22 protein-coding genes and 1 pseudogene are annotated in these 26,035 nt (G+C 42.7%); 19 read left to right on the top strand and 4 right to left on the bottom strand.

The genetic code is table 11. The features are described from left to right. Positions 1-150: 150 nt before the first annotated feature. From DWZ61_RS20440 to DWZ61_RS03425, 9 genes and pseudogenes are all read left to right on the top strand, one after another. A pseudogene (locus DWZ61_RS20440) lies at positions 151-1,022 on the top strand (choline kinase family protein). A 4-nt stretch (positions 1,023-1,026) separates the two neighbouring features. Further along, entirely contained in the window at positions 1,027-1,740 is a 714-nt protein-coding gene (locus DWZ61_RS03460) for a phosphocholine cytidylyltransferase family protein (RefSeq protein WP_118537407.1), read from the top strand. An 8-nt stretch (positions 1,741-1,748) separates the two neighbouring features. Next, positions 1,749-3,281, top strand: coding sequence for a BCCT family transporter (locus DWZ61_RS03455; protein WP_118537406.1), 1,533 nt, complete (start codon positions 1,749-1,751; stop codon positions 3,279-3,281). After that, positions 3,278-4,372: a GT-D fold domain-containing glycosyltransferase gene (locus tag DWZ61_RS03450; protein ID WP_118537405.1), complete on the top strand. Its 1,095-nt coding sequence runs from the start codon at positions 3,278-3,280 to the stop codon at positions 4,370-4,372. Before DWZ61_RS03455 ends, DWZ61_RS03450 begins: the two co-directional genes overlap by 4 nt. Positions 4,373-4,377: 5 nt before the next feature. After that, complete coding sequence (locus DWZ61_RS03445) at positions 4,378-5,358, top strand: hypothetical protein (protein WP_147354669.1); 981 nt, start codon at positions 4,378-4,380, stop codon at positions 5,356-5,358. A 27-nt stretch (positions 5,359-5,385) separates the two neighbouring features. Beyond that, positions 5,386-6,840, top strand: a complete 1,455-nt coding sequence (locus DWZ61_RS03440) for a CDP-glycerol glycerophosphotransferase family protein (RefSeq protein ID WP_182426976.1) — start codon at positions 5,386-5,388, stop codon at positions 6,838-6,840. An 88-nt stretch (positions 6,841-6,928) separates the two neighbouring features. Beyond that, complete coding sequence (locus DWZ61_RS03435; RefSeq protein WP_118537402.1) at positions 6,929-7,336, top strand: adenylyltransferase/cytidyltransferase family protein; 408 nt, start codon at positions 6,929-6,931, stop codon at positions 7,334-7,336. Between the two features lie 119 nt (positions 7,337-7,455). After that, the gene (locus tag DWZ61_RS19475) at positions 7,456-7,914 is read left to right on the top strand and encodes a hypothetical protein (RefSeq protein WP_118668973.1); all 459 of its coding nucleotides are present in this window, start codon (positions 7,456-7,458) and stop codon (positions 7,912-7,914) included. Positions 7,915-8,180: 266 nt separating this feature from the next. Beyond that, positions 8,181-9,011, top strand: a complete 831-nt coding sequence (locus DWZ61_RS03425) for an Rpn family recombination-promoting nuclease/putative transposase (protein WP_182426975.1) — start codon at positions 8,181-8,183, stop codon at positions 9,009-9,011. Between the two features lie 23 nt (positions 9,012-9,034). Here the strand turns inward: DWZ61_RS03425 and DWZ61_RS03420 are convergent, their stop codons facing one another. Next, entirely contained in the window at positions 9,035-10,180 is a 1,146-nt protein-coding gene (locus DWZ61_RS03420) for a DUF3880 domain-containing protein (RefSeq protein ID WP_182426974.1), read from the bottom strand. A 530-nt stretch (positions 10,181-10,710) separates the two neighbouring features. Here DWZ61_RS03420 and DWZ61_RS03410 point away from each other — a divergent pair. The 3 genes from DWZ61_RS03410 to DWZ61_RS03400 all read left to right on the top strand — a co-directional run bounded on the left by DWZ61_RS03410 (position 10,711) and on the right by DWZ61_RS03400 (position 13,059). After that, positions 10,711-11,169 carry a hypothetical protein gene (locus DWZ61_RS03410; protein WP_118537398.1) on the top strand — a complete coding sequence of 153 codons (459 nt, stop codon included), beginning with the start codon at positions 10,711-10,713 and terminating at the stop codon, positions 11,167-11,169. A gap of 187 nt (positions 11,170-11,356) precedes the next feature. After that, complete coding sequence (locus DWZ61_RS03405; RefSeq protein ID WP_118537397.1) at positions 11,357-12,523, top strand: AAA family ATPase; 1,167 nt, start codon at positions 11,357-11,359, stop codon at positions 12,521-12,523. Further along, complete coding sequence (locus tag DWZ61_RS03400; protein ID WP_118537396.1) at positions 12,520-13,059, top strand: hypothetical protein; 540 nt, start codon at positions 12,520-12,522, stop codon at positions 13,057-13,059. The genes DWZ61_RS03405 and DWZ61_RS03400 overlap by 4 nt, the downstream gene beginning before the upstream one ends. A gap of 68 nt (positions 13,060-13,127) precedes the next feature. Here DWZ61_RS03400 and DWZ61_RS03395 read toward each other — a convergent pair whose 3' ends face one another. Further along, positions 13,128-14,273: a DUF3880 domain-containing protein gene (locus DWZ61_RS03395; RefSeq protein ID WP_118537395.1), complete on the bottom strand. Its 1,146-nt coding sequence runs from the start codon at positions 14,271-14,273 to the stop codon at positions 13,128-13,130. Between the two features lie 351 nt (positions 14,274-14,624). After that, on the bottom strand, positions 14,625-15,341 hold the full coding sequence (locus tag DWZ61_RS03385; protein WP_118537394.1) for a hypothetical protein: 717 nt from the start codon (positions 15,339-15,341) through the stop codon (positions 14,625-14,627). 196 nt (positions 15,342-15,537) lie between these two features. Between DWZ61_RS03385 and glnA the strand changes: the two genes are divergently transcribed. From glnA to DWZ61_RS03360, 5 genes are all read left to right on the top strand, one after another. Continuing rightward, positions 15,538-16,872 carry a type I glutamate--ammonia ligase gene (gene glnA, locus DWZ61_RS03380; RefSeq protein WP_118537509.1) on the top strand — a complete coding sequence of 445 codons (1,335 nt, stop codon included), beginning with the start codon at positions 15,538-15,540 and terminating at the stop codon, positions 16,870-16,872. A gap of 174 nt (positions 16,873-17,046) precedes the next feature. Then, entirely contained in the window at positions 17,047-17,595 is a 549-nt protein-coding gene (locus tag DWZ61_RS03375; protein ID WP_022312869.1) for an ANTAR domain-containing protein, read from the top strand. Between the two features lie 84 nt (positions 17,596-17,679). Beyond that, positions 17,680-18,567: a diaminopimelate epimerase gene (dapF, locus tag DWZ61_RS03370; protein ID WP_118537393.1), complete on the top strand. Its 888-nt coding sequence runs from the start codon at positions 17,680-17,682 to the stop codon at positions 18,565-18,567. A 216-nt stretch (positions 18,568-18,783) separates the two neighbouring features. Beyond that, the gene (locus tag DWZ61_RS03365; protein WP_022312868.1) at positions 18,784-20,004 is read left to right on the top strand and encodes an LL-diaminopimelate aminotransferase; all 1,221 of its coding nucleotides are present in this window, start codon (positions 18,784-18,786) and stop codon (positions 20,002-20,004) included. Positions 20,005-20,042: 38 nt separating this feature from the next. Next, positions 20,043-21,158 carry a DUF6056 family protein gene (locus DWZ61_RS03360; RefSeq protein WP_118537392.1) on the top strand — a complete coding sequence of 372 codons (1,116 nt, stop codon included), beginning with the start codon at positions 20,043-20,045 and terminating at the stop codon, positions 21,156-21,158. A gap of 76 nt (positions 21,159-21,234) precedes the next feature. On the opposite strand, the gene DWZ61_RS03355 is transcribed toward DWZ61_RS03360, so the two are convergent. Next, a complete protein-coding gene (locus tag DWZ61_RS03355; protein WP_118537391.1) occupies positions 21,235-22,077 on the bottom strand; it encodes an AraC family transcriptional regulator in 843 nt (280 codons plus the stop codon). A gap of 289 nt (positions 22,078-22,366) precedes the next feature. Between DWZ61_RS03355 and gnpA the strand changes: the two genes are divergently transcribed. Then, complete coding sequence (gnpA, locus tag DWZ61_RS03350; RefSeq protein WP_118537390.1) at positions 22,367-24,544, top strand: 1,3-beta-galactosyl-N-acetylhexosamine phosphorylase; 2,178 nt, start codon at positions 22,367-22,369, stop codon at positions 24,542-24,544. A 70-nt stretch (positions 24,545-24,614) separates the two neighbouring features. Further along, on the top strand, positions 24,615-25,970 hold the full coding sequence (locus tag DWZ61_RS03345) for an ABC transporter substrate-binding protein (protein ID WP_118537389.1): 1,356 nt from the start codon (positions 24,615-24,617) through the stop codon (positions 25,968-25,970). Positions 25,971-26,035: the final 65 nt, after the last annotated feature.

The following is a 26,035-nucleotide window of genomic DNA, read 5'->3' as shown; positions in this document are numbered from 1 at the left end:
AGCATAGCATATCTGAGCATAAAAAGATAGAGACAGATGGATAAAAAATGCAAAATAGAAAAAGAAAATAATGACAGGGCTTATATACGGAGAATTGAATATATGATATAATAGATAATATGTGAATTGCAAAGGTTCAGATGATTTAATATGGATGTGAGAGACACTATTTCGGGTATTATGAATTTGCCGAAAACAGAGATAGGTAACATATCTGAAGTAAAAAAAGGTATGACAAATCAGTCTTTTTTATTTTCCTGTGACGGGGAGGAATACATTCTCAGAATTCCGGGGGTAGGAACATCTATGCTGATAGACAGGAAGCGAGAGGCTGCAGTCTATAATGTGTTAAAAGACAGTGATATATGTGATCATATTATTTACTTTAATAAAGAGACAGGATATAAAATATCTAGATTTTATAGAAATGCATGCGTCTGTAATGCCGGGAATGATAACGATGCAAAAAGATGTATGATTTTTCTGCGGAATTTTCACCAAAGAAAGTATTGTGTAGAACATTCCTTTGATCTGTGGGAGAGAATTAACTATTATGAATCGTTATGGACGAAACAAACGATCTATGAGGATTATAATTCTGTCAAAAAAAGAGTACTTCAGCTGAAAAAATATGTTGATATGCAAAAGAAAGTTGCTTATGTCACATAGATGCCGTTCCCGATAATTTTCTGCTTGTAGAGAATGAAATACATTTGATTGACTGGGAATATGCGGGGATGCAGGATCCACATGTGGATATCGCAATGTTTGGCATTTATTCTCTCTATAACAGAAGCCAAATGGATCAACTGATAGATTTTTACTTTGAGGAAGAATGCTCTAAAGAATTGAGAATAAAAATATATTGTTATATCGCAATATGTGGACTCCTTTGGAGCAACTGGTGTGAATACAAGAGAATGTGCGGTGTAGAGTTCGGAGAATATGCTGCAAAGCAATATCAGTATGCGAAAGAATATTTTGACATAGTTAAGTCTGAAATCGGAATAAAGGAAGTATAGAAAAATGAATCGTGTCAGAAGAGCAATCATAATGGCAGCAGGATATGGAAACAGAATGTTACCGATTACTCGAAATATCCCCAAACCATTAATAAAAGTGAATGGGACAGCCATGATTGAAACGATTATCCGAGCTCTTTTGGCAAATAACATTGAGGAAATATATATTGTGGTGGGATATTTGAAAGAACAATTTAAATCATTGGCAGAGAAATATCCTATGATTTCATTGATTGAAAATCCTTACTTTGATAGTTGTAATAATATCTCTTCTTTATATGCTGCCAGAGAATACCTGGAAGAGGCAATGATATTAGACGGAGATCAGGTCATTTACAATGAAAAAATTCTTTCGCCGTATTTTCAGCATTCCGGATATAACTGTGTTTGGGCAGAAGATGATACAGAAGAATGGCTGCTTACGACAGAGGCAAACAGGATCATATCGTGCAGCAGAACCGGCGGAAGACAGGGGGGGCAATTGTATAGCATTTCCCGATGGACCAAAGACGATGGAATGAGATTGAGAAAACATTTGGAACAGGAATTTGATATACATAAAAATCGACAGATATACTGGGATGACATTCCTATATTCTGTTATCCAGAGAAATATGAGTTGGAAGTGTATCCTATGAAGTCACAGGATGTCAGAGAAATAGACAGTGTAGAAGAATTGGCTACAATAGATGAGAGTTATCGAAAATATATAATGTAGGAAATGATATGAAAGAGAACAAAGTAAAAGACAATGAAATTGACTGGTATGCTATAATTATTCCGTTGGTTGGCGTAATTATAATCAGTATCTTATTTTTGACATTCCCAGACAAAAGTATGCAAATGATACAGGTGGTAAGAGCCTTTTTGGGAAATCAGTGTGGAATCTATTATGCGGTACTTGGACTGGGAATATTTTTTTGCAGTATCTATATGGCATTCTCCGATTTCGGTAAAATATTGTTGGGGAAATCGGGAGAGAAGAAACGGTATTCTTCACTTCGCTGGGGGATGATGATTTTTACATCTACTATGGCAGCGGATATTTTGTTTTATTCTCTCTGTGAATGGGCATTATATGCAAACGAGCCATACATAGAAGAGCTGGGAGGAATACAGAAGTGGGCATCGACTTATCCGTTGTTTCACTGGGGGCCGATTGTGTGGAGCATGTATATTGTATTAGCGGTAGCGTTCGGATTTATGCTTCATGTAAGAGGAAGAAATCGTCAGAAATTTTCTGAGGCATGTCGGTCATTATTGAAGGAGAAAGTAGATGGAATCTGGGGAAAACTGATTGATCTGGTTGCTATTTTTGCCCTGATAGCCGGAACTGCAACCACTTTTTCATTGGCGACACCATTGCTGTCCAGTGCATTGTGTTACGTATTCCAGTGGCAGAAAAACAGCAAAATTACGGTACTCATATTACTTGTCATTGCAGCAATTTATACGGTGACAGTATGGTTTGGAATGAAAGGCGTTTCCAGACTTTCGGCCAGCTGTTCTTATTTGTTCTTGGCATTGCTTGCTTATGTATTGCTTGGGGGAGGAGAGTGCACCTATATACTTGAAACCGGGTTTTCAGCGATGGGAAATCTCGTTCAGAATTTTATGGGTATGGCAACATGGATGGACCCTCTTAGAACAACATCTTTTCCACAGAATTGGACGATATACTATTGGGCCTATTGGATGGTGTGGTGTGTTGCAACTCCCTTTTTTATCGGGAAGATCAGTAAAGGCAGAACCATCAAAGAAACGGTTTTGGGAGGTTATGCCTGGGGACTTTTGGGAACTTTTTCTTCGTTCATTATTTTGGGAAATTATGGATTGGCACAGCAGATGAAAAGAGGTGTACCAATATCGGAAATGATTGCAAACACAGGAGATTACGCGGAAGCTATCCTGCGCATTTTCCAAACATTGCCATTGCCGCGAATTGCTTTATTGCTATTAGCTGTTACAATGATTGCATTTTATGCAACCACGTTTGATGCTCTTACAATGGTGATTTCAGTGTATTCTTATAAGAAAATCAGAGCAGATGCAGAACCGGATAAGCGCATAAAAACATTTTGGGCAGTTGTATTTATACTGTTTCCCATAGCGCTGATTTTCAGTGAAGAATCTATGTATAGTTTGCAATCCGTATCAATTATTGCAGCATTCCCCATAGGGATAGTTATTGTGTTGATCATAATAAGCTTTTTTAAAGATGCACATAGACTGATATATGAAAAGGAAGAGGAAGAATGATGGAAGAGAAAATGGCTTTTGATGAACTGCAGCAAATGGTATCTATATGTTTGGACGAGATCATACAGCTAAAGCAGGAGAAAGAACAATTACAGCAGAAAAATCAGGGATTAGAGCAGTTAATGGCACAATTAATAGACGGACAGAAACAGGTGATTTCCAGTGTGAATCAGTGTTTTGATAATATTGACACCAACAGGCATTTCGTAAATAGAGCTATTGATAATGTGAAATATGAGCATATGGGAGAGATAATAGGAGAAGATTATTATTCCCCCTCTTTCTATAATTATTCAGAGACTATTGATGGAATTGTGAAGGAAGGTAAAAGTCTGGTGCGTTTTGGCGATGGAGAATTTGATTTGATGGCAGGACGAAGCAGACACAAGTTTCAACATTATGATGAAATATTGTCAAGGAGACTTCAGGAGATTATTCAGTTACAAGAAGCTAGACTGATGGTAGCGGTTGCTGATAACTACGGCTCGTTAGAAAAATATAATGAAGACGGTAAACAGGGAATTCGGAGTTACATGACCAAAGAAGTGCGCATGGAACATAGGAAATGGCTTGATTTGAATAGAACATACCATAATACATATATTACAAGACCCTATGCTCTGTTTGCGGATAATCATACGCAGGCACCATTGGAAAGATTTCGCCAGTTACAGAGAATATGGGAAGGAAGAAAGGTTATTTTTGTAGAGGGAAATCAGTCACGTCTTGGGGTGGAAAATGATCTTTTTGACAATGCTGCCAGTATACGTAGAATTGAGGCTCCAGCGACGAGCTCATTTGACAGGTACGATGAGATACTGAATGCAGCGCTGAATTATGCAGAAAAAGATACATTATTTCTGGTGGCTTTGGGACCGACAGCAGAGGTGCTGGTATATGATTTGTTTAAAAATGGCTATCAGGCGGTTGATATCGGACATGTGGATCTGGAATATGAATGGTATTTAAATGGATCCGGTGGAAGGTGTGAAGTGAAGACGAAGTATAATAATGAAATGATTGGTGGAAATATAGTTGCAGAAATTTGTGATAAAAAGTTTGAGCAGGAAATTATTTGCAGAATAGGATGACAGAAGTGAGTATAGATAATAAGTTTCTAACAGATAACTATTTTAATAAATTAGAACAAATTGCAATTCAATATGTACATAACAACTATAATTATTGTTATTTGAAGGCCATGCATGAGAAAAATCGTGAAATCGGAACATCAACGATTGTTGTAGGCTCATCACATGCGATGAATGGCGTAGTTGAAGAACTTTTTCCAAACGAAGATGTCATAAATTTTTCTATATCTTCGCAAGATTTATATTGTGACTTTCTCCATATTAAAAAAGCAATTAGAGAAGGAAAAAAGCAAATAAGAAGATGTATTATTAATATGGGATATTATATGTTGTTTCAAGATATTTCACTGAGCAGACAAATGAATTATTTAATGCCAACTGTATATGGCCCCCTTTTTGATGATATGCATCATTATGTAGCTGAAAGTTCTATAGATTTTTTAGAGAAAATAGAATATGAACATAGTGTGTATTCAGAAGACTTGATTAGAAAAATTTGTCAGGAGTGGTCAAATGGAGCTTTTATAGAGCAAGGATCCTATTATGGCAAACTCCTTACAAGAGAACAAAACAATATTCTATCAATACATGGAGTTATGTGGCCTAAAAAGGATAATGAAGAGAAGAATCAGTATGCTTTGAAAAGAGCAGCAGATCATAATAAGCTACGCAAACATGAGCTTTCGAGACTGGAAAATGACAAAATTGTAAGGGATATGGTAGAATTTTTAGAAAAACATGAAATTAGACCTATCTTTGTTATTTTTCCATTTACACAGTGGTATAGAAAATACATAGATTCATTTTATAAGAAAGATATTTTTGAACTATTGAACTCTTTACCGCAACAGGTAGAGTTATTAGATATGAATGAGATAGATGGTTTTAATGATGAAGATTTTCTCGATACGGATCATTTGAGTTTACGTGGAGCGGAAAAAGCAACACGATTATTGGTGGAATTTATAAAAATAGAACAAATGTAAGATAAGAAAATGAGGCGAGACAAAAACATGGATAAAAAGCAAGAGATACAGGACGAAGTACAATTGATACAAGACCTTTTTGATGGAATTGACAATGGTGATTTTAACAACTTTGGAGAGACCTCTGATAAATACACATTTAAATATTTAAAGGCAATTTGGGATTTACAGACGGTATTGGATGGAGGAAAAGAACTATATAAGCAGATATACGAAATTGCAATTAAATGTGGTATACGCCATGTGCAGCAGAAATATAAAACAGGAAGGAAAATCAAAGTAGCCTTTTTGACAATTTCGGCGGCTGAGTGGCCTGCGGAATCTGTATACAGATTGTTAAAAATGAATGAAAACGTTGAAGCGTATTTGGTTGTGGGCCCGTTGATTGATCGTTCAGTTGAAAACATGGAGGATGCATTTGAGAAAACTGCAAGTTTTTTTGAAAAACGTGGATATGATGTGAGGCGGGCATATGATTCAAAAAACAAAAAGGTTAGATTGTGGGAGGAAATAGGAAAGCCGGATATAGTCATACATTTAACCCATTGGTACAAATCTTTGCCTGAGGAGTATCAGATAGAAAATTATCCATTTACCATCTTAAATTGTTATATTCCTTATGCAATGTCATTAGCAGATAACGCTAAGGGGACTTTTATGATTAATTCTTCGAATAATAGTATGTTTTTAAATATGATGTGGCATATCTACACAGATACCATGTATCACTATGAGGGATATCGAGAATATCAATTGTTGGGTGGAGAAAATGTAGTATTTACTGGGTTTCCTAAAATGGATTTCTTTTATAATAAAATAGAAAATACATCAGACCAGCTTATGCTTATGGCAAATTGGAAATATCCTACGGGATGTGATCCTAAAAACATGAAAAAGGTGATAATAGCACCACATCACACTTTTTTGGGATATGGTGGAATCTTGTATTCAACCTTCCAGTGGAATATGTACTTTTGGATTTATTTAGCTAAAAAATATGAGAACCAAATCAGCTTTATTTTTAAACCTCATCCTAATTTAAGAACAAGGGCAATTGAAGCAGAAGTTTTTAGAGACGCAGGAGACTATGAGCGGTATATAGATCTTTGGGAAAAATTGCCTAATGCTAGAGTGTCTGCGGAAGAGAGCTATTTAGAAATATTTGCTACTTCAGATGGCATGATTATGGATTCAAATTCCTTTTTAGCAGAATATATGTATGTAAACAAGCCGTTGTTATTTTTGACAAGAGAAGAGCAGACATTTAATAAATTGGGAAGAAGTATAGTAGATACCTATGATCAATGCGATGGAAGAGATTATATTGGGATTGAAAGTTTTCTTCAAAATGTGATTTTGAATGGGAAGGATGATAAAAAAGAAATAAGAGCTGATTTTTTTGGAAAACATTTAGACTATTTAGCTAAGAACGGATGCTTGGCAGGTGAAATGATATATAATGATATTATATCATTGCTTTAGTTTGATATGATAGGTTGCTAGATTGCTGGGAAAAAAGCGTAAAATTCATTAAAAGATGTATTAAAGAAACCGTGAGAGGGCTATACAAATGATTAAAGTATTAACCGTTGGTGTATATGATTATTTTCATTTAGGGCATTTGCGGCTTTTTGAAAATGCTAAAGAATTGGGAGATTATCTTATAGTTGCTGTACAGGATGAAGATTTCATTCTGAAAACAAAACCCAATGCGAAGATATTGTATACGACCGAGCAGAGAAAAGAATTAGTAGGTGCATTACGCGTTGTGGATGAAGTTGTTGGTTATACAGATGTAGATGCAATAGTTAAGATGATAGATTTTGATGTATTTGCAATAGGTGAAGATCAAAATCATGAAGGGTTTCAAAAGGCTGTCGAATGGTGTAAGGAAAAAGGGAAAAAAATAGTCAGGATGAGAAGAACACCAGGAATAAGTTCTTCTGATATCAAGCAGAAGCTGATTTCATTAGAGTGAAGAACATGCCACTTCAACTAATAGTATTGGATATTGACATCTCTGAAATAAACAGATACTTATATTATAGTAACAGTTAAAAAATTGTAGACAATTAAAGAACAAGGAATGTTAGAATTATGTTAAAGATACTTATTATTAGCAAACAATTTGATTTCTATGTCAAGTGTCTTTTTGAAGGGATTCATCGATACTATAATGTGCAATCTGTAATTTGCCATTCCGAGAAAGATTACCCTCACGCACTTCTATCTAGAGAATCTTTTGACCTGATCATCACCTTTGATCTGGCAGGCTTTGAACAGACAACTTTAATGGGCGGCATTTCCTATAATCTGCTTAATAGCAAATTTGTAAATTTTTTGATGCATGAGAATCTGCAGAATGAAAAATGCTTGTCCAAACAATTAAGCCTGTCTATGTTTTTCTATTGTGCAGGAAGTCAGTATGAGAAGTATTTGAGAGAAAACTATCCGGATATTCCTTATCTGCGTAGTTTGGATGAGGCAGCTAGCTCCATGGAAGTTGCCCTGAAAACGGCAGTGGATGAGGTGCTTGTCGAGTGTCATTTAAGATAAAACGGGTGATATTATCCAAATCCGAACCATCGGAATTTTGCTATTTTGATGTATTGACAATCGCATATTGTTTTGCTATCCTCTACCTATAAGCAGATTTTTCTATTTCAAAATTTCTATATCAGCATCAGCTGACGTCTGTGACTTCGGAGGAATCCCTGCTTAGTTACCCAATGACAGACAATAACAGAGTAGGGGAAGGTATTCGCAAGTTTCATTGCGATGAGTCAGTGGTTCTCCTGCCCAATTAAGGAAGGAGAATGCAAATGACAAAGAGATATGAGGAACTGACGATTGCGGATGATTTTATGTTTGGCAAAGTGATGGAGGATAAGGAACTTTGCCGGAAGGTATTGGAGTGCCTGCTGGAAAAGCCGGTGGGGAGACTGGAAGATGTACAGACCCAGAGGGAGTTTCGTTATACCTCGGAGGGCAAGCCGATCCGCCTGGATGTGTATACCAGAGACAGGAAGCGTATTTATGATGCTGAGATGCAGAATCTGAATCATCAGTCACCGGAGAGTCTGGAACTGCCGAGGAGAAGCAGATTTTACCAATCCAGTATGGACATGGATCATTTGAATAAAGGAAACTCGTATCGGGAGCTTCCGGAGGGAAGAGTGCTGTTTATCTGTACGTTTGATCCCTTTGGACTGGGATATGCAAAGTACTCCTTTCAGAATCTTTGCACAGAAGATAAGAAACTATATCTGGAGGACGGGACAGAGAAGATTTTTTATAATTGCGTGAGTGATGCAGAGGACATACCGGAGAATTTAAGAGAGCTTTATGAGTATATCAAAACAGGCAAGGTCGGAGGAAACTTGACCCGGAGGATTGCTCAGGCGGTGGAGAGAGCACGGAGAAATGAAGTGTGGAGGTCAGAGTATATGAAAGAATTATTACATGATGAAGATGTCAGAGAAGAAGGAAGAGCAGAAGGAAGAGCAGAAGGAAGAGCAGAAGGGGAGGTAAAGGGAACAATCAGGATTTGCAAGGACTTTGGTTTGAGCTTTGAAGAGACGGTAACCCGTGTTCGGGAAATGTTTCAACTGCCGGATAACGAAGTGCAGAGAGATATGAAGCTGTATTGGTAGAATTTGAAAATGCTGGGACTATGTTAAATAGTCGCCAGCATTTTTTGAATGCGGTCTTCATAGGTAAAATACTCTTTTATTTTTTCATAGCCATTTAAGGCAAGTTGTCTTCTAGCATCGTCGTGTTTCAGATAGTAGACGGCTTTGTCTACAGCTTCCTCCATACTACTATAGAGAATCAGATCCTGCCCATCGTTGAAATATTCTGCGAGTTCCGGCTGGAAATTGGATAACAGGACACCTCTGGAACCCATAATATCCAGGGCGCGTAACGGGATGCCGGACTGGATATTTTTCAGGGTGGGGTTCAGGTTTAATTTACTGGATTGGAAGACACAGGGCATTTCATCCAGATATTTTACAGGTCCAAGGGAGTGGACTTTCTTGCTTAGGGAATGCGGTTTGGTAGTGTAAAAATGGGTATTAAATAATTCGCCCATTTGTTCCAATAGAAAGCTGCGTTCCAAATTCGTGATTTCGGATGCAATAGCAAAAGACAGTCCTCTGCGGTTCAACGTGAGGGTGGTCTGACCGATTTTGCGGAAAGATTGATTTATAGCATCCAACAGATCATTTGTGATTAATTCATTAATAAAATAGTAGCCATATACACGTAACTGTGCCTGGAGGATCCCCTCGATGTAGCCCTTGATATAATCATCAGCAGAATACAGAAGCACCTGCAGGGGGGATTCGTACAGATGCCCGATGAAGGAGACATCGCATTGGTGTTTCTGAATCTGCAGGGGAGTGAACTGCAGCCTGTCCAGCCGGTCGGTATTGACGGCTAATGGCAGGTGGCATACCTGGGAGTATCCGAGATTTTGATAATGTGTGGCTTCCATGCGATCAAACAGGAAAATATGGTTCGTATCGTAGGAAAAGTATTCTTCCAGTCGCTCTTCCAGCGGACTGTCATAACACCATGCCAGATAGGGAAGTTGATGTTCGTGACACAGGGCGGCTGCCAACGGGAAAAAGTTGATACTCATAACGGCGTCGCAGGAATCGGACTGCAATTGTTTCTCTAAGCGGTCACAGAAAAAATCGTCATGGAATTTATTGGGGAAGTGGTAATATACCGTCTTACAGGTATGTCCGAGCTGCTTCAGATAGAACAGCGTATCCTGGTAGGTATAGCTTCCCATATCGTAAAATAAAATATTCATGTAAATCTCCATAGTATAGAAAAGCTTGTTGTAGATGATTATTCAAAAGCTTTTTATTAAAAGCAGTTTGAATAATTTGTTTTTAATAAATATCGTGCAATGTGAGATTGCTTCGTTGATAATATGGCATATATAACATATACTAAAGGAGCTTCCTGTATAATTCAAATATAGGGAATTCCAAGAAAGAAGGTTGAGAAAAAAATACCTCAGTATAAAATAAGATTACTGACTTAGGCGGTTAGTAAAAATCTTATTAAATAGAGAGGTATCTAAAATGAATTGTAACACACAAAACGCAAAGATTGCACCCATAACTGAAAAAACTTTAATTGTTGGTATTGATGTCGGTAGCGTGACTCACTATGCCAGAGCTTTTGACTGGCGGAATTACGAGTATAGCATAAGTATTTCAAATACAAACTGTTCGAAAAAATCAATTATGATAGTGTGTGTGAAAAGTTAGGACAGGAGAGAGAAAGATCGCGGAAATGGCTGGATCATGCACTGTCTAAATAGGAGCGGACTTAATGTTAAAAATACTAATTATTACACCCAAAATCCTGTATGACGCAGAAAAACTATGTGATGACCTTAAACAGAATTATAGTGTGCAACTCGTAACATGCAATTCCGAAAAAGATTATCCCCATGAACTGTTATCCAAGGACCCCTTCGACCTGATCATCACGTTTGATCTTGTCGGGTTTGAACAGACGACTTTGATGGGCGGCATTTCCTACAATTTGGTCAACAGTAAGTTCGTGAACTTTTTGTTGCATGAGAACCTGCAGAACGAGAAATACTTATCCAAGCAACTGAGTCTTTCTATGTTTTTCTACTGCGCAGACAGGAAATACGTGACATACTTAAGAGAACACTATCCGGATATTCCGTATTTGAAATCACTGCAGGGATCAGAGGAGACTGTGGAGGCTGCTATGAGATCTGCGGTGGAGGAAGTATTGGCGGAATGCCATTTGGTTTAGAAACATTACGTTACATAAAAATGCTGGGACTATTAAATAGTCACCAGCATTTTTGATGAATTTATTTTAAAAATACGTATATAATAAAAACAGAAAAAACGTTTTTATGCATTGAAAAATAGAAATAAAAATGATAAAATGATAGAACAAAATCATAATTAATGTAGATATAATGGGAGACGCAAAGATGAGAATATTGAGAATTGAAGCAGAGGGGATCTTTCTTTTTGAAGGTAAAGCGGTGATTGATTTTAATGCGGAGCAGAGAGTATACCCGGATAATGCAGCAATGCTTTATAATCCATTTGGGAATACTTATACAAATAATGTTTTATCATTTGTTGGTGTTAATGCATCCGGAAAAACGACCACCCTTAAATTAATTTCTTTTGTTATGAGTTTGCTTAATGCGGAGGCAATCAATACCATTGATACCAAAGTAATTTTGGAAAAATCTACAAAAGTAGTATTAAAGACATATTTTTATGATGAAAAAGCCGGTGTATGTTTGTTAGAGACAGTTATCGGTGTAACAAAAGAGGAGGGCGCGGTCGATAGATATACCATTTTACATGAGAGACTTTATATTCGTAAGGCGGGATCCATAACTTCCAAGGCAAATTTATTTCAGTTTGCGAATAATGATTTATATCAATCCAGAGATGCGTCGGAAGAGCAGCTTTTGTTTTTAAAGGATGATGTTAGCATAGTCATTGCTTTAGGAAAGTCCGGAAATGTTTTCTTTAGAGATATGACAGAATGGACAGATTTTAATATTTTGAATTCATTCGGGGATTTTCCGATTGCTTTAATTCAGTTTCTTGATCCTAGTATAGAATATATTAAATTTAATCCGAATGAAACAGAAGTAATTGTTAAATTTAAGAAATATAAAGAGCCGATTTCTATGCGCGGAATACAGAACATAAGCCACTATTTGTCGTCGGGCACCATTAAGGGACTGAACGTATTTATGCAGGCATGGATGACGCTGATTAAAGGTGGATATTTTCTCGTTGATGAGATTGAAAATCATTTCAATAAGGAGATTGTCGCAACCCTGATTAGATTTTTCATGGACGAGAAAGTCAATAAAAGAGGAGCAACATTAATCTATTCTACTCATTACGTTGAGCTGTTGGATGAGTTAGATAGAAATGACGGAATTTACGTGACCAGAAATAACGATGGAATTTCAATCCAAAAATTACATCATATTTTAAAACGAAATGACATTAAAAAAAGTGATGTATTTCAGAGTGGAATGCTGGAAGGGACGGTTCCTTCCTATGAGGCATCTATGAGATTGAAGAAAACATTGGCTTCAGGTACTATAGTGGAGGATAACAAATGATAGAATCATCTTTATCTCCAATAGTTGCATGTATCTGCGAAGGTGGTGCTGAGACTGCTATTATTGATATGCTTGTGGACAATAACCTGCTTGTTTTCACGCGGGAACAAATGCTGAATGAAGAAGTTATCCGCTGCAGAAGCGCAAAAGTGTTTGAACAGCGATATTTAAGAAAAGAATTTAAGAGTAAAATTACAGTACTTCGGGTTTTGGATTCGCACTCAGAAGGGTTTCGATTAAGTCCTGCATATGAACACAAAGTGGATAACATTATTAATGTGGTAACATCTCCTGAAATTGAGATGCTATTAATTTTGGCGGAAGATAAATACGAAGAGTACATGAAAAAGTCCAGTTCTATGTCACCTAGTGTTTTTTGTAAACAGGTACTAAAAATGAAGGACAAGATTAAAAGCCGAGAATTTGTTCGGGAGTATTTTGCAGATATTGATATGTTGGTTAGTACGATTCAGGAATACAAGAAAAAAAGGATTTTAAAAAAAGGAGAGATATATCTGGCGGATTTACTGAAGTAGACATTGTATAATTACATATTGTAGTAAAAAGGACATCATTAGTGGGATTGATGATGTCCTTTTAGGTTTTAAATAGTCGCCAGCATTTTTTGAATACGATCAGGATAGGTGAAGTATTCTTTTATCTTCTCATACCCATTTTGTGCAATCTGCTCCCGGATATCGTCATGCTCCAGGTAATACGCAGCCTTCTCCACAGCTTCTTCCATGCTGCTGTAGAGGATGAGATCCTGACCGTCCTCGAAATATTCTACGAGTTCCGGTTGGAAGTTGGACAGGAGCACACCTTTCGCTCCCATGATATCCAGGGCACGCAGGGGAATACCGGACTGGATGCTTTTCAGTGTGGGGTTCAGGTTCAGCTTGCTGTAGCGGAAGACACAGGGCATTTCTTCCATATATTTTACCGGACCCAGGGAGATGACATGGTCACTGAGGGAATGCGGTTTCGTAGTATAGAAGTGGGTGTTGAACAATTCGCCCATCTGCTCCAGCAGGAAACACCGTTCCAGGTTCGTGATCTCTGAGGCTATGGCAAAGGATAATCCTCTGCGGTTCAAGGTCAGGGAAGTCTGCCCTATTTTCCGGAAAGACTGATTCACGGAATCCAACAGCTCGTCCGTGATCAATTCATCAATAAAATAATACCCGTATACCCGCAGCTGAGCCTGGAGGATTCCCTCGATGTAACCTTTGATATAATCGTCCGCAGAATACAGAAGTACCTGCAGGGGAGATTCGTACAGCTGGCCGATAAAGGAGACATCACAGCGGTGCTTTTGCATCTGTGCAGGGGAAAACTGCAGTCTGTCCAACCGGTCCGTATTGACGGCCAGGGGCAGGTGATACACCCGGGAATATCCGAGGCTTTGATAATGCTCGGCTTCGATACGGTCGAACAGGAAAATGCGATTCGTATCGTAGGAGAAGTACTCTTCCAATTTTTCTTCCAGCGGACTGTCATAGCACCATGCCAGATAGGGAATCTGATGCGCATGGCACAGCGTTGCGACCAGTGGGAAGAAGTTAATGCTCATGACGGCATCGTAGGAATCGGACTGCAATTGCTTCTCAAAGCGGTCACAGAAAAAATCGTCATGGAATTTATTGGGGAAGTGGTAATATAACGTTTTGCAGGTATGGCCAAGCTGCTTCAGATAATACAGCGTATCCTGATACGTGTAACTTCCCATATCGTAAAATAAAATGTTCATGGAAATCTCCGTGTTGAGGCGGGAAAACCCTTTGTATGTTGATAAAAATATTATGGGACATATATACGAAAATGGCAAGGAAAACCTTGTACTTAGATTTATTCAAAAGCATTTTATTAAAATTAATTTGAACAAAAATACTTTTAATGAAAATGTTGCAATATATACAAATAAGAGAAATAATTTTCCCTTGCATCTCCCCCACAAATAGTATAAAATAAACTCAGTGTTGCAAACAAAATATTACAATAAAACGCACAACGGGGTGCATGCCGGGAGGCATGCGCCCTTTTTTGCGTCAGCATTTATTTTTGTGTACAGTGGATGTAGTGTGCCAAAGCTTCTAAGTGTTTATGCTGCCGGATTGATATCCGCTGTCGGCATCTTCGTAGGTTCCGCGGTTTTCCCATCCGTTTCCGGTGAAGTGGCTGCAGAATTCTCCGGGGAAGCTGCCGGGGTGGAGGTTGCTTCCGGCGTGGCACTGGGCTTTGCCTTTTCCAGTGAAGCCTTAACAGCCTCCAGCAGCACCAGGGAAGTATATCTGGTCTCCGCAGAATACGTCACCTGACTCAGATCCTGCGTCTCGCAGATCTGCTCACTCAGGGAATCCATGGTGGGCTCCAGCAGTGGATACATGGTGGTCAGGGTCTCATCGGGATCTGCCAGGCTTAAAGATGTGATGGCGTGGTCGTTTACGATGACCTCTACATTCACGGTCTCGCTGCCGAGGATCAGCTCCGTGGTGTAGATCCCCGGGATATATGTATTATCAGTACCGACAGGCCCGGAAGCATTATCCAGAACAGCATCGGTATCGGCAACGGCCCCGGTGGAGACATCCTCCGTCTGTGCGGATTGCGGGATACGTCCGAGATCCGCCACATTGTCCGGCATAACGGTCTCGGCAGTACTGTCAGGGGAATCCGGTGCCCCGGAGGTATCCGCAGCTTTTCCGGGCAGCAATAACATTAACAGTAATATGACGAACAGCACTCCCAGCGCAGCGAAGATTCCGGTATACAGCAGCTCTTTTCTGCGAAGGACAACGATCTTTGTATTTGCACTCATTCTTAAGTCTCCTTGGAATGATGGGATGATCTTTATAAATAGTATGCGGAGGCCGGTACTCATAGTACAGCAAATAAGGAGAACTTCACATTGACAAGACAAAACAGGCATTGCTATAGTTAAGACAAGTATTTTTCACGGATGCGTCCGCCCCGTGGAAAAGGAGCAGACAGGCGGCGCAGAAACGAGGGTAACGATGAATAATTATACCAAGGAAGACATCATCCGTCTTGTGGAAGAAGAGGATGTGGAATTTATCCGTCTGCAGTTCACGGATCTGTTCGGCAATCTGAAAAATATTGCGGTGACAGCCAGCCAGCTGGACCGCGTATTGAGCAATAAATGTATGTTTGACGGTTCGGCTATTGACGGTTTTGCACGGATTGAAGAATCCGACATGTATCTGTATCCGGATCTGTCGACACTGGAGATATTCCCCTGGAGACCCCAGCAGGGCAAAGTGGCCCGTATGATCTGCGATGTATATCGTCCCAACGGACAGCCTTTCGAGGGGGATCCCCGTTATGTGTTAAAGCGTGCGGTGCAGCAGGCAGAGGACATGGGATATACTTTTGAGGTAGGCCCCGAGTGTGAATTTTTCTTATTTAATACGGACGAAAATACCATGCCTACCACCAACACCCATGAGCAGGCAGGGTATTTTGATATCGGACCTCTGGACTTCGGTGAGAATGCCCGCCGTGACATTGTCATGAATCTGGAGGATATGGGCTTTGTCATCGAGGCATCCCACCATGAGATGGCTCCGGCCCAGCATGAGATTGATTTCAGATACGATGAGGTATTACATACCGCAGACAATATCATGACCTTCAAGATGGCCGTACGCACCATTGCGAGACGTCATGGATTGCACGCTACTTTTATGCCGAAGCCCAAGTTCGGTGTCAACGGTTCCGGCATGCACATCAATATGTCCTTGCAGAAGGATGGAAAAAACATTTTCCAGGATGCTTCCGATCCCAATGGTCTGAGCGAAGAGGCTTACTATTTCATCGGCGGTATCATGAGACATATCAAAGGAATGGCAGCCATTACGAATCCGCTGGTGAATTCCTACAAGCGTCTGGTACCCGGTTTCGAGGCACCGGTCTACATTGCATGGAGCACGACGAACCGCAGCCCCTTAATCCGTATTCCGGCTGCTGCAGACGGAGAGGGCACCCGTATCGAGCTGCGTAGTCCCGATTCTGCTGCTAACCCTTATCTGACACTGGCAGTCTGCCTGAGTGCAGGATTAGAGGGCATCCGGGAGAAAATAGAGCCGCCTCAGAGCATCAATGCCAATATTTTTGCCCTGTCAGAAAAAGAACGTGAGGAATTGCATATCGATCAGCTGCCCGGCACACTTCTGGAGGCAGTGGAGGAACTGGAGAAGGATACTTTCATTCAGAAAGTGCTTGGAGATCATATTGCCGGAAAATACATCGATGCCAAGCGGAAAGAGTGGCATGAGTACCGTTCTCAGGTATCCGAGTGGGAGATTCAGGAGTATCTGTACAAGTATTAAAATATTCCTTTCTTTTGTAATAATGGAGTGACTATTCTTCGTAAAGTGACTCGAATGGAGTCACCGCCACGTACATGAGCAAAACTAGCTGCATAGAAGCGTGTGGTTTTGCGAATGCGAGGGGTGGAATAGTTACAAGATGAATCAAAAACACAGAAGAAAGGAGGTGGGCCGATGACGAACATTATTGTTGTACTGCCGAAGCTGGAGGAAGCCAAAGGCGTCAAGAATATTCTGGTGCGCAGTGGCTTTCAGGTCACGGGTATCTGTACCACAGGCACTCAGGCTATCAGTCAGGCGGACGGTCTGAACGACGGTATTGTGATCTGCAGCTACAAGCTGGCGGACATGATATACACAGAACTACATGAAGATCTGCCGGAAGGTTTCGAGATGCTGCTGATGGCATCCCAGAATCTGATCAGTGAATGCTATGGCAATGGCATTGTATGTCTTTCCATGCCGTTAAAGGTACAGGACCTGATCAATACCGTGAACCTGATGGTGGAAGGTGTGGAACGCCGCAGAAGAAAACGCCGTATGCAGCCGAAAGTGCGGAATGCAGCGGATGAAAAAGCAATCAAGGATGCCAAGGAATTACTGATGGCACGAAATCATATGACGGAAGAAGAAGCCCACCGCTACCTTCAGAAGACCAGTATGGACAGTGGTACCAATCTGGTGGAGACGGCACAGATGGTATTGTCCATGATGACGGAGTAAGCAGGACGGCCCGGAAATGATTACAGGGATCCGGGCGTTACAGACAGGATATGTGAAAGAGAACAACAGGAGGAACAGCAATCCATGAAATTTACAAAAATGCAGGGCTGCGGCAACGATTATGTATATGTCAACGGCTTTACGGAGAAGCTTTCACCGGAAGAGAAGCCGGAGATCGTAAGAAGCTTAAGTGACAGACATTTCGGAATCGGCGGCGACGGTGTGATCTTTATCAATCCGGCGGAAGAAGCGGATTTTGAGATGGAAATGTACAATGCGGACGGCAGCCGTTCGGAGATGTGCGGCAACGGCATCCGCTGCGTGGCAAAATATGTCTACGACAAGGGACTGACGGACAAGAAGGACATTACCATCGTCAGCGCCGGCAAAATAAAATATCTGAAACTCACCGTGGAGGGAAAGACCGCCACGGACAGAGGACAGGTGACGCTGGTACAGGTGAACATGGGAAATCCCATCCTTGCTCCGGCAGAGGTGCCGGTAACAGTGGAAGCCACACAGGAGACGGCAGACGGACCGGCGGTAGTGAATGCTCCCATCATGGTAGACGACACGGAATACCACATGACATGTGTATCCATGGGCAATCCCCATGCCATCGTATTTATGGAAGGGGTAAAGGATCTTGACATTGAGAAGATCGGCCCGAAGTTTGAGCATCATACCTGTTTTCCTAACCGGACCAATACCGAATTCGTAGAGATTCTGGATCGGAAAAATGTGTTTATGCGCGTCTGGGAGAGAGGCACCGGGGAGACCCTTGCCTGTGGTACCGGATGTTGCGCCACGGCGGTGGCTTGTGTACTAAATGGTTTGACGGACGAGGAAATAACTGTTAAACTATTAGGCGGTGAACTGCACATCAAATGGGACCGCAAGGAGAATCTGGTCTACATGACCGGTCCTGCGAAGATCGTATTTGAAGGTGAAGTGGACCCGTACTCCATCTGATAGAATAAACACCTCCATAGAAACACGACGTGGCTGCTTGCAGACAAAGACGTGTTTCTATGAGAGGAGTAAACGAACATAAGTAAGTAGGGCGATCAGCCCGGATTACGAATGTTCGTTGCAATTTTGAGAGCACGTAGTGCGGAAAAATTGCTTATTTAAGCCAGCAAGGTGACAGCAATACTGCACCAGGGATAATAGAGAGGAGAACGTACTATGTTTAAAGTAAACGACAACTATTTAAAACTTCCCGGAAGCTATTTATTTTCCACCATCGGCAAAAAGGTAAGTGCGTATTCCGCAGCACACCCGGACAAGAAGATCATCCGTCTGGGCATCGGTGACGTGACACAGCCTTTGGCACCCGCTATCATTGATGCGCTGCACGGTGCAGTGGATGAGATGGGAAAAGCGGAGACTTTTCATGGTTACGCTCCCGACCTTGGTTATGAATTCCTGCGCAATGCCATTGCAGAGAATGATTATAAGGCAAGAGGCTGTGACATTGCACCGGACGAGATCTTTGTATCGGACGGAGCAAAATGTGACTGCGGCAATATTCAGGAAATCTTCAGTCTGGACAACAAGATTGCAGTATGTGACCCCGTTTACCCCGTATACGTAGATTCTAATGTTATGGCGGGCAGAACCGGCACTTACGATCCGAAGTCCGAGACCTGGAGTGATGTGATCTATATGCCCTGTCTGGCAGAGAACGGTTTTGCACCGGAACTGCCGAAGGAGACCCCGGATCTGATCTATCTGTGCTTCCCCAATAATCCTACCGGTGCCACCATTACCAAGGCGCAGCTGCAGGAGTGGGTGGACTATGCCAATAAGGTAGGCGCTGTCATTCTCTATGATGCGGCATACGAAGCATATATTTCCGAACCGGATGTGCCTCACAGTATCTATGAATGTGAAGGAGCCAGAACCTGTGCTATCGAGTTCCGTTCCTTCTCCAAGAATGCCGGCTTTACCGGAGTACGTCTGGGCTTTACCGTGATCCCCAAGGATTTAAAGAGCGGGGATGTGAGCCTCCATGCACTGTGGGCAAGAAGACACGGCACCAAATACAATGGAGCACCCTATATCGTACAGCGCGCCGGTGAGGCAGTATACTCTGCAGCAGGCAAGGCACAGCTGAAGGAGCAGGTTGCTTATTACATGAACAACGCACAGTATATCCTGAAGGGCTTGCAGGAAGCGGGCTTCACGGTATCCGGCGGTGTGAACGCTCCCTATATCTGGCTGAAAGCGCCTAACGGCATGACCAGCTGGGAGTTCTTCGATTACCTTCTGGAGAATGTCAACGTGGTGGGTACGCCCGGATCCGGTTTCGGACCCAGCGGAGAGCATTATTTCCGTCTGACGGCTTTCGGAAGCTATGAGAATACCGTGGAGGCAGTGGATCGTCTGAAAAAGATTCAGTTATAGGCAGCCGTTCTTTGCCATAAGAGGAATGGAGCAGATATATGCAGGAAAAGCAGAAAAAAGCAATCCGGTGGATCAGCCCGGTACTGATCGCATTGACAGCACTGATCGTGTGGCGCGTCAACTATGAGATCGAATTTATGATGGATGATGAGTGGTATTCGACGGTATTGTATGCGGATACACCGATCCGGAATCTCAGTGACATTATCCGTGCGCAGATCTGGCATTATTTTAACTGGGGCGGCAGAAGCATGGCGCATGCACTGCTGCAGCTGATCCTGCTGGCCGGAGAACACTGGGCGGATATCCTGAATACAGGAATGACACTGCTGTTGGGATGGTTGGCCTGCATGATAGCAGACAGACGTAAGCTCCCGTACTGGTTTGCAGCGTTGGGGATGATCCTGGGGCTGAATGCCAACTGGAAAATGAGTATGTTCTGGGAAGCCGGAGCAGCGAATTATCTGTATATGGCGGGTTTTCTGCTGGCATTTTTGTTCTGCTATCTGAAATATGAGGAGAAAAATCTGCCGGGGATCGTTATCTGGATCCTTCCACTGGGACTGATCGCAGGCTGGAGCAATGAGAATATGGGGCCTGCGGTATGGCTCCTGAGTCTTCTGGTGATCCTGTTAAGACACAGAGAGCACAAAAAAGCTCCGGTGTGGATGTATCTGGGAAACATCAGCTGCCTGGCGGGAACCATTCTGATGATCGCTGCACCGGGCAATTTTGTCCGCAGCGGGGAGACGGGGGAAGAAGCCTACAGCCTGCTGTGGAGAATGTATCTGCGCTGCTACGCAGAAGCGAAGGGAGTTATGGAGTATCTGTTCCCTGCCCTGCTGCTTACGGTATTTGCACTGATCGTCTGCAAAGGCATTCTGAAAGAAAACCTGGGCAGAAATACAGTGCTGTTATTGCTGGGGGCACTGTTGTCCTGGGGTGCCATGATCCTGTCCCCACACTATCCGGACCGGGCGGCTTTCGGAACGATGGTTTTGTTGATTTGTGCGATTTTATCCATGGCAGGGAAAATCGCAGACAGGCAGAAAGAAAATGTCTGGATGTTCTATGGCTGTGCCGTGCTGATATGGCTGCGGGGGATGTATTTTCTGGTGGAATATCTGGGATTATGCTGGGGCTGGATCAAATAAGTGAATAAATGTCCATTATAAAAGACCTCACAGTCGGCAGATGCGCCGGCAGTGAGGTCTTTTATGAGTGTACACATTATTTTCTGGCATACCGGCTCCGGTACTGGCGCGGTGTCATGCCGGTCTTTTTACGGAAGATCTGCGAGAAATAAGACTGCGAAGAAAAGCCGACGCTGGTGGCTACCTGAGCTACCGACAGATTGGAGGACACCAGAAGCCCCTTGCAGGCTTCCAGCCTCCGGTCTGTCAGGTAATTGATCGGAGACTGTCCGACACATTCGGTAAAGGAGTGTGCCAGATAGAATTTGTTGATATGTGTGATCTCCGCCAGGGAATCCAGTGTAATGTTCTGGGAATAGTTGGAATCGATATAACGCTTCGCCAGAGCACATTCCTTGGACAACTGGAAGGAGGAGTCAGAGATGACGGACAGATTCTGCTTCCGGGAAATATATACCAGAAGCACTTGGAGCAGTCCGTGGCACACCTGTTCAAAGCCGGGAAGTTTGTCGCGGAATTCCTGCATCATCAGCTGGGCAAAGTTGATGAACTGTTTTTTATCAGAGCCGTAGCTATAGAAGCTGTATCCCTTCGGATTGTCCTGCCCTGCACCGGAAAAAGAAAATGCAAGTCCGTCCACACCGAATACGATATATTCCATGGGATCGTTGGGAAGTGTTTTTTCCGTGTGCTCTACATAGGGATTGATGATGACCAGATCATCCGTCTTCACAGGCACCTTTTCGTTCTCTATATAGAAGGCGCCCTCGCCCCGCAGGACATAGAACAGTTCTGAAAAGTGGTGGGTATGCGGAAGGGACTGCCAGTCACCTTCGTATTTGGAGATGGAGATATAACGAAGCTGGAAATGTTCCGGGGAACTGTTTGCCGATCCGATATTGACAAATTCATTACTCATAAATAGATACCTTCTTTATCTTATTTTATTGTGCACTTTTTCAAATTCACAGCATTTTTTATAATGAATATATAAAAAGAACAATATTTTACAAACACATTCGTAAAAAAGACGAAAAAATAAAAAACTGTATGATTGGGATAAGCATATTATACATAATCATTTCAAAAAATCCACTATTTTAGTAACAAAATAGCAATAAACATAACAAAACAAGCAACAAAGAAATTGATATCAGGTCAGGAAGCCGATATACTTTAGTCATCAGCTGCAAGATAGTACAAAAGTGATGGGAGGAAACCATGCGATGACAGGAAGACTGACGCTGCCGACCGATGCAGACATCATTGACGAAACGATACGCTTAAAAAATCTTCTGGGTGCAGACGCTTTAAGAGACTGTGACGGAACCGAAATGCCGGAAGCACTTTTGTCAGAGCCGGTGAAGAAATATGCAACTTATTATACCACGCGAAAGGATAATGCGTGGGCAATGAAGCATCCGGAGGAGATCCAGCAGGAATACCTGATCAGCAACCGCATCACCGCCAGAGGGGAAACACTCCGCATCCGACTGATGGAAGGCTTCCATACGGAGCAGCTTAAGGTCAATACGCTGGACGATCCGAAGCGTTGGTGGGAAGTGATCGACAGAACGACCGGTGAAGTGGTGCCGACGGATGCATGGGAATTTGATGAGGCATCCGGTGAAGTGGAGATCCGTACGATCCCCTATCATGAGTATACGGTAAGCTTTCTGGCATTTTTGATCTGGGATCCGGTACACATGTACAATTTCATCACGAATGACTGGAAGGATACACCGCATCAGCTCACTTACGATGTGAGACAGCCCAAGACCAAACAGTATGTCAAAGACAAGCTGAGAAAATGGTGTGAAGACAATCCTCATATCGATGTGGTCCGCTTCACTACCTTTTTCCATCAGTTTACACTGACCTTCGATGACAAGAAGCGAGAAAAATTTGTAGAGTGGTTTGGATACAGCGCAAGTGTGAGCCCCTATATCCTGGAACAGTTTGAAAAATGGGCAGGTTACAAATTCCGCCCGGAGTACATTGTGGATCAGGGATATCACAACAGCATGTTCCGCGTTCCCAGCAAACAGTTCCTGGATTTCATAGAGTTCCAGCAGATCGAGGTATGTGCGCTGGCGAAGGAGCTGGTAGACATTGTACATTCTTATGGCAAGGAAGCGATGATGTTCCTTGGAGATCATTGGATCGGAACAGAGCCCTACGGTAAATATTTCGCAGGCATCGGACTGGATGCAGTGGTAGGCTCTGTCGGAAGCGGTGTGACACTCCGAATGATCTCTGATATCAAGGGAGTGGATTATACCGAAGGACGGCTGCTGCCTTACTTTTTCCCGGATGTGTTCTGCGAGGGCGGTGACCCGATCGGAGAGGCAAGGGATAACTGGCGTAAAGCAAGGCGTGCATTACTCAGGTCTCCTTTGGACAGGATCGGATATGGCGGTTATCTGAAGCTGGCAAGTAATTGGCCAGGTTTCATTGATGAAATACAAAATGTAGTAACACAGTTTCGGGAGATCCATGAAAATATGCAGGGGACAGCTTCCTATGTGGCACCTTTCAAGGTGGCGATCCTGAACTGTTGGGGCAGTCAGAGAAGGTGGATGTCCAATCAGGTACATCATGCGATCTGGCACAGGGAAACTTATTCCGCCGAGGGAGTACTGGAATGCTTAAGCGGAATGCCTTTTGAGGTCGAGTTCATTTCCTTTGATGATGTCAGGAACGGCATCCCTGAGGAAATCAAGGTCATCATTAATGTCGGGGATGCGTACACTGCATTCAGCGGCGCGGAGAACTGGATCGATGAAAAGGTCCTGACCAATATCAGACGCTTTGTGGATCAGGGAGGCGGCTTCATCGGTGTGGGTGAGCCTACCGCTTATCAGTATCAGGGAAGATATTTCCAATTGTCCGATGTGCTCGGTGTAGACCGCGAGATGTGCTTCTCTCTCAGCACGGACAAATATAATGAGAAAAATGACGATCACTTTATCTTAGAGGATATTGACGGAAGCTTAGATTTCGGCGAGGGCACCAGCCGCGTCTATGCACAGGGCGGACATTATCAGATCCTTGCGATGGATGGGGAATACAGCCAGCTGGTGGTCAATGAATATGGCAGAGGACACAGCGTATATTTTGCAGGTCTTCCGTATTCTCCCCAGAACTGCAGACTTCTGCTTCGGGCAATCTATTATGCAGCCGGCATGGAGCAGGAGATGAAACGTTACTATGTAACGAATGTGGATACCGAAGTAACGGTATTCCAGAAGACCGGCAAGATCGCAGTGATCAACAACTCGGCACAGGCACAGCACACAGAGCTGTATATCAAAGGAAAATGTGCATATGTGTTGGATCTGAAACCCGGCGAAATGCGTTGGGTGGACGATATGGAAGACAGGTAACTTATGGAAGGCAAAAGGCGTTTCATATTTTATAAGGTAGTACTTTACAAGTATAAGGAGGTTATTTAAGATGAAAAAGAAAGTATTAAGCGTGCTCTTAGTAGCGGCAATGGCTATGTCCATGCTGACCGGATGTGGCAGCAAGCCTGCCGGCAATGATGTGCAGAGCGCAGCACCCAGCGAGACATCCAAGGAAACAGAGGCAGCAGCAGAAACAACTGCTTCCGCAGAAGACGAGACACTGACCGTATGGTGCTGGGATCCTAACTTCAATGTCTATGCAATGAAGCAGGCAGAGAAGGCATATCAGGTGGATCATCCTAACTTCAAGTTAGACATTCAGGAGAAGGTATATAGCGATATCGAGACTGCTCTGATCACAGCGGCTGAAGCCGGTGATTACAGCACATTACCGGATATCTTCCTGATGCAGGATTATTCCTTCCACAAAAATGCAACCAATTATCCCGGAATCTTCACAGCACTGGATGACTGCGGAATTGATTTCTCCCAGTTCTCTATGGGTAAGCTGGCTGACTCCACTGTAGATGGAACACATTATGGTATTCCTTTTGATAATGGTGCTACCATCATGGCGATCCGTTCCGATATGGTAGAAGCAGCAGGCCTTAAGGTAGAAGATTTCAAGGATACCACATGGTCTGAGTTCATGGAGCTGTCCAAGAAGGTAATGGCTGCGAATGATGTTCCCATGCTGACCTGCTCCGGCGGTTCTGAGATTGTGATCGAGATGTTACAGTCTGCAGGCGCTTCTCCCATGGTGGATGGAAAGGTGACACTGGTTGACAACGCAGCACTGAAGAAAGCAATCGAGACCTATAAGCAGCTGATCGATGAAGGAATCATGGCAGATTATACCGACTGGGATCAGTATATCGCTTCCATGAACAAGGGTACTGCTGCAGGCGTTATCCAGGGCTGCTGGATCATGTCCTCCATTCAGGCAGCAGAGGATCAGGCAGGTAAATGGGCAATCGTGAATATGCCTAAGTTAGATGATGTAGAAGGCGCAACCAACTACGCTAACTGCGGTGGTGCAAGCTGGGCAGTATCTTCTAACTGCAAAAATACCGATCTGGCATTTGATTTCCTGAACGCTACCTTTGGTGCGGATGTAGATTTATACGATGATCTGCTGGTAAATGCAGGAGCGATCGCAAGTTACCTGCCCGCAGCACAGTCTGAGACCTATAATGAGGGCAATGAGTTCTACGGCGGTCAGGCAGTGTACAAGGATATCGTAGAGTTCGCCGGACATGTTCCCGGAATTGACTACGGTGCATACTACTCTGACATCAGAAGCGCACTGACAGATGCAATCACCAACGTTGTCCAGAAGAACGCTGATATCGATACAGAGATCAAAAACGCTCAGGATACCGTAGAGTTTAATATCGCTGAATAATCACCAGAGTATGGAAACTGGATAGTACCGGGGGTGCAGCAGTGCGTTCCCGGTACTGTTGTAGG

Origin of the sequence: Clostridium sp. AF34-10BH, from assembly GCF_003478095.1 — a bacterium.
GTDB classification, from domain to species: Bacteria; Bacillota; Clostridia; order Lachnospirales; family Lachnospiraceae; genus Acetatifactor; species Acetatifactor acetigignens.
The sequence above is the reverse complement of the archived record's forward strand: the minus strand, read 5'-3'. Positions and strand labels throughout refer to the sequence as shown.

What these genes read in the sequence shown, in the direction of transcription:
- DWZ61_RS03395 (WP_118537395.1), bottom strand. Translation starts at nt 14,273, where the DNA reads ATGAACATTTTATTTTACGATATGGGAAGTTACACGTATCAGGATACG.
- DWZ61_RS03460 (WP_118537407.1), top strand. Translation starts at nt 1,027, where the DNA reads ATGAATCGTGTCAGAAGAGCAATCATAATGGCAGCAGGATATGGAAAC.
- gnpA (WP_118537390.1), top strand. Translation starts at nt 22,367, where the DNA reads ATGGGAGGAAACCATGCGATGACAGGAAGACTGACGCTGCCGACCGAT.
- DWZ61_RS03405 (WP_118537397.1), top strand. Translation starts at nt 11,357, where the DNA reads ATGAGAATATTGAGAATTGAAGCAGAGGGGATCTTTCTTTTTGAAGGT.
- DWZ61_RS03385 (WP_118537394.1), bottom strand. Translation starts at nt 15,341, where the DNA reads ATGAGTGCAAATACAAAGATCGTTGTCCTTCGCAGAAAAGAGCTGCTG.
- DWZ61_RS03450 (WP_118537405.1), top strand. Translation starts at nt 3,278, where the DNA reads ATGATGGAAGAGAAAATGGCTTTTGATGAACTGCAGCAAATGGTATCT.
- DWZ61_RS03355 (WP_118537391.1), bottom strand. Translation starts at nt 22,077, where the DNA reads ATGAGTAATGAATTTGTCAATATCGGATCGGCAAACAGTTCCCCGGAA.
- DWZ61_RS03410 (WP_118537398.1), top strand. Translation starts at nt 10,711, where the DNA reads ATGTTAAAAATACTAATTATTACACCCAAAATCCTGTATGACGCAGAA.
- DWZ61_RS03360 (WP_118537392.1), top strand. Translation starts at nt 20,043, where the DNA reads ATGCAGGAAAAGCAGAAAAAAGCAATCCGGTGGATCAGCCCGGTACTG.
- DWZ61_RS03440 (WP_182426976.1), top strand. Translation starts at nt 5,386, where the DNA reads ATGGATAAAAAGCAAGAGATACAGGACGAAGTACAATTGATACAAGAC.
- dapF (WP_118537393.1), top strand. Translation starts at nt 17,680, where the DNA reads ATGAAATTTACAAAAATGCAGGGCTGCGGCAACGATTATGTATATGTC.
- DWZ61_RS03375 (WP_022312869.1), top strand. Translation starts at nt 17,047, where the DNA reads ATGACGAACATTATTGTTGTACTGCCGAAGCTGGAGGAAGCCAAAGGC.
- DWZ61_RS03420 (WP_182426974.1), bottom strand. Translation starts at nt 10,180, where the DNA reads ATGAATATTTTATTTTACGATATGGGAAGCTATACCTACCAGGATACG.
- DWZ61_RS19475 (WP_118668973.1), top strand. Translation starts at nt 7,456, where the DNA reads ATGTTAAAGATACTTATTATTAGCAAACAATTTGATTTCTATGTCAAG.
- DWZ61_RS03425 (WP_182426975.1), top strand. Translation starts at nt 8,181, where the DNA reads ATGACAAAGAGATATGAGGAACTGACGATTGCGGATGATTTTATGTTT.
- DWZ61_RS03435 (WP_118537402.1), top strand. Translation starts at nt 6,929, where the DNA reads ATGATTAAAGTATTAACCGTTGGTGTATATGATTATTTTCATTTAGGG.
- DWZ61_RS03345 (WP_118537389.1), top strand. Translation starts at nt 24,615, where the DNA reads ATGAAAAAGAAAGTATTAAGCGTGCTCTTAGTAGCGGCAATGGCTATG.
- glnA (WP_118537509.1), top strand. Translation starts at nt 15,538, where the DNA reads ATGAATAATTATACCAAGGAAGACATCATCCGTCTTGTGGAAGAAGAG.
- DWZ61_RS03400 (WP_118537396.1), top strand. Translation starts at nt 12,520, where the DNA reads ATGATAGAATCATCTTTATCTCCAATAGTTGCATGTATCTGCGAAGGT.
- DWZ61_RS03365 (WP_022312868.1), top strand. Translation starts at nt 18,784, where the DNA reads ATGTTTAAAGTAAACGACAACTATTTAAAACTTCCCGGAAGCTATTTA.
- DWZ61_RS03455 (WP_118537406.1), top strand. Translation starts at nt 1,749, where the DNA reads ATGAAAGAGAACAAAGTAAAAGACAATGAAATTGACTGGTATGCTATA.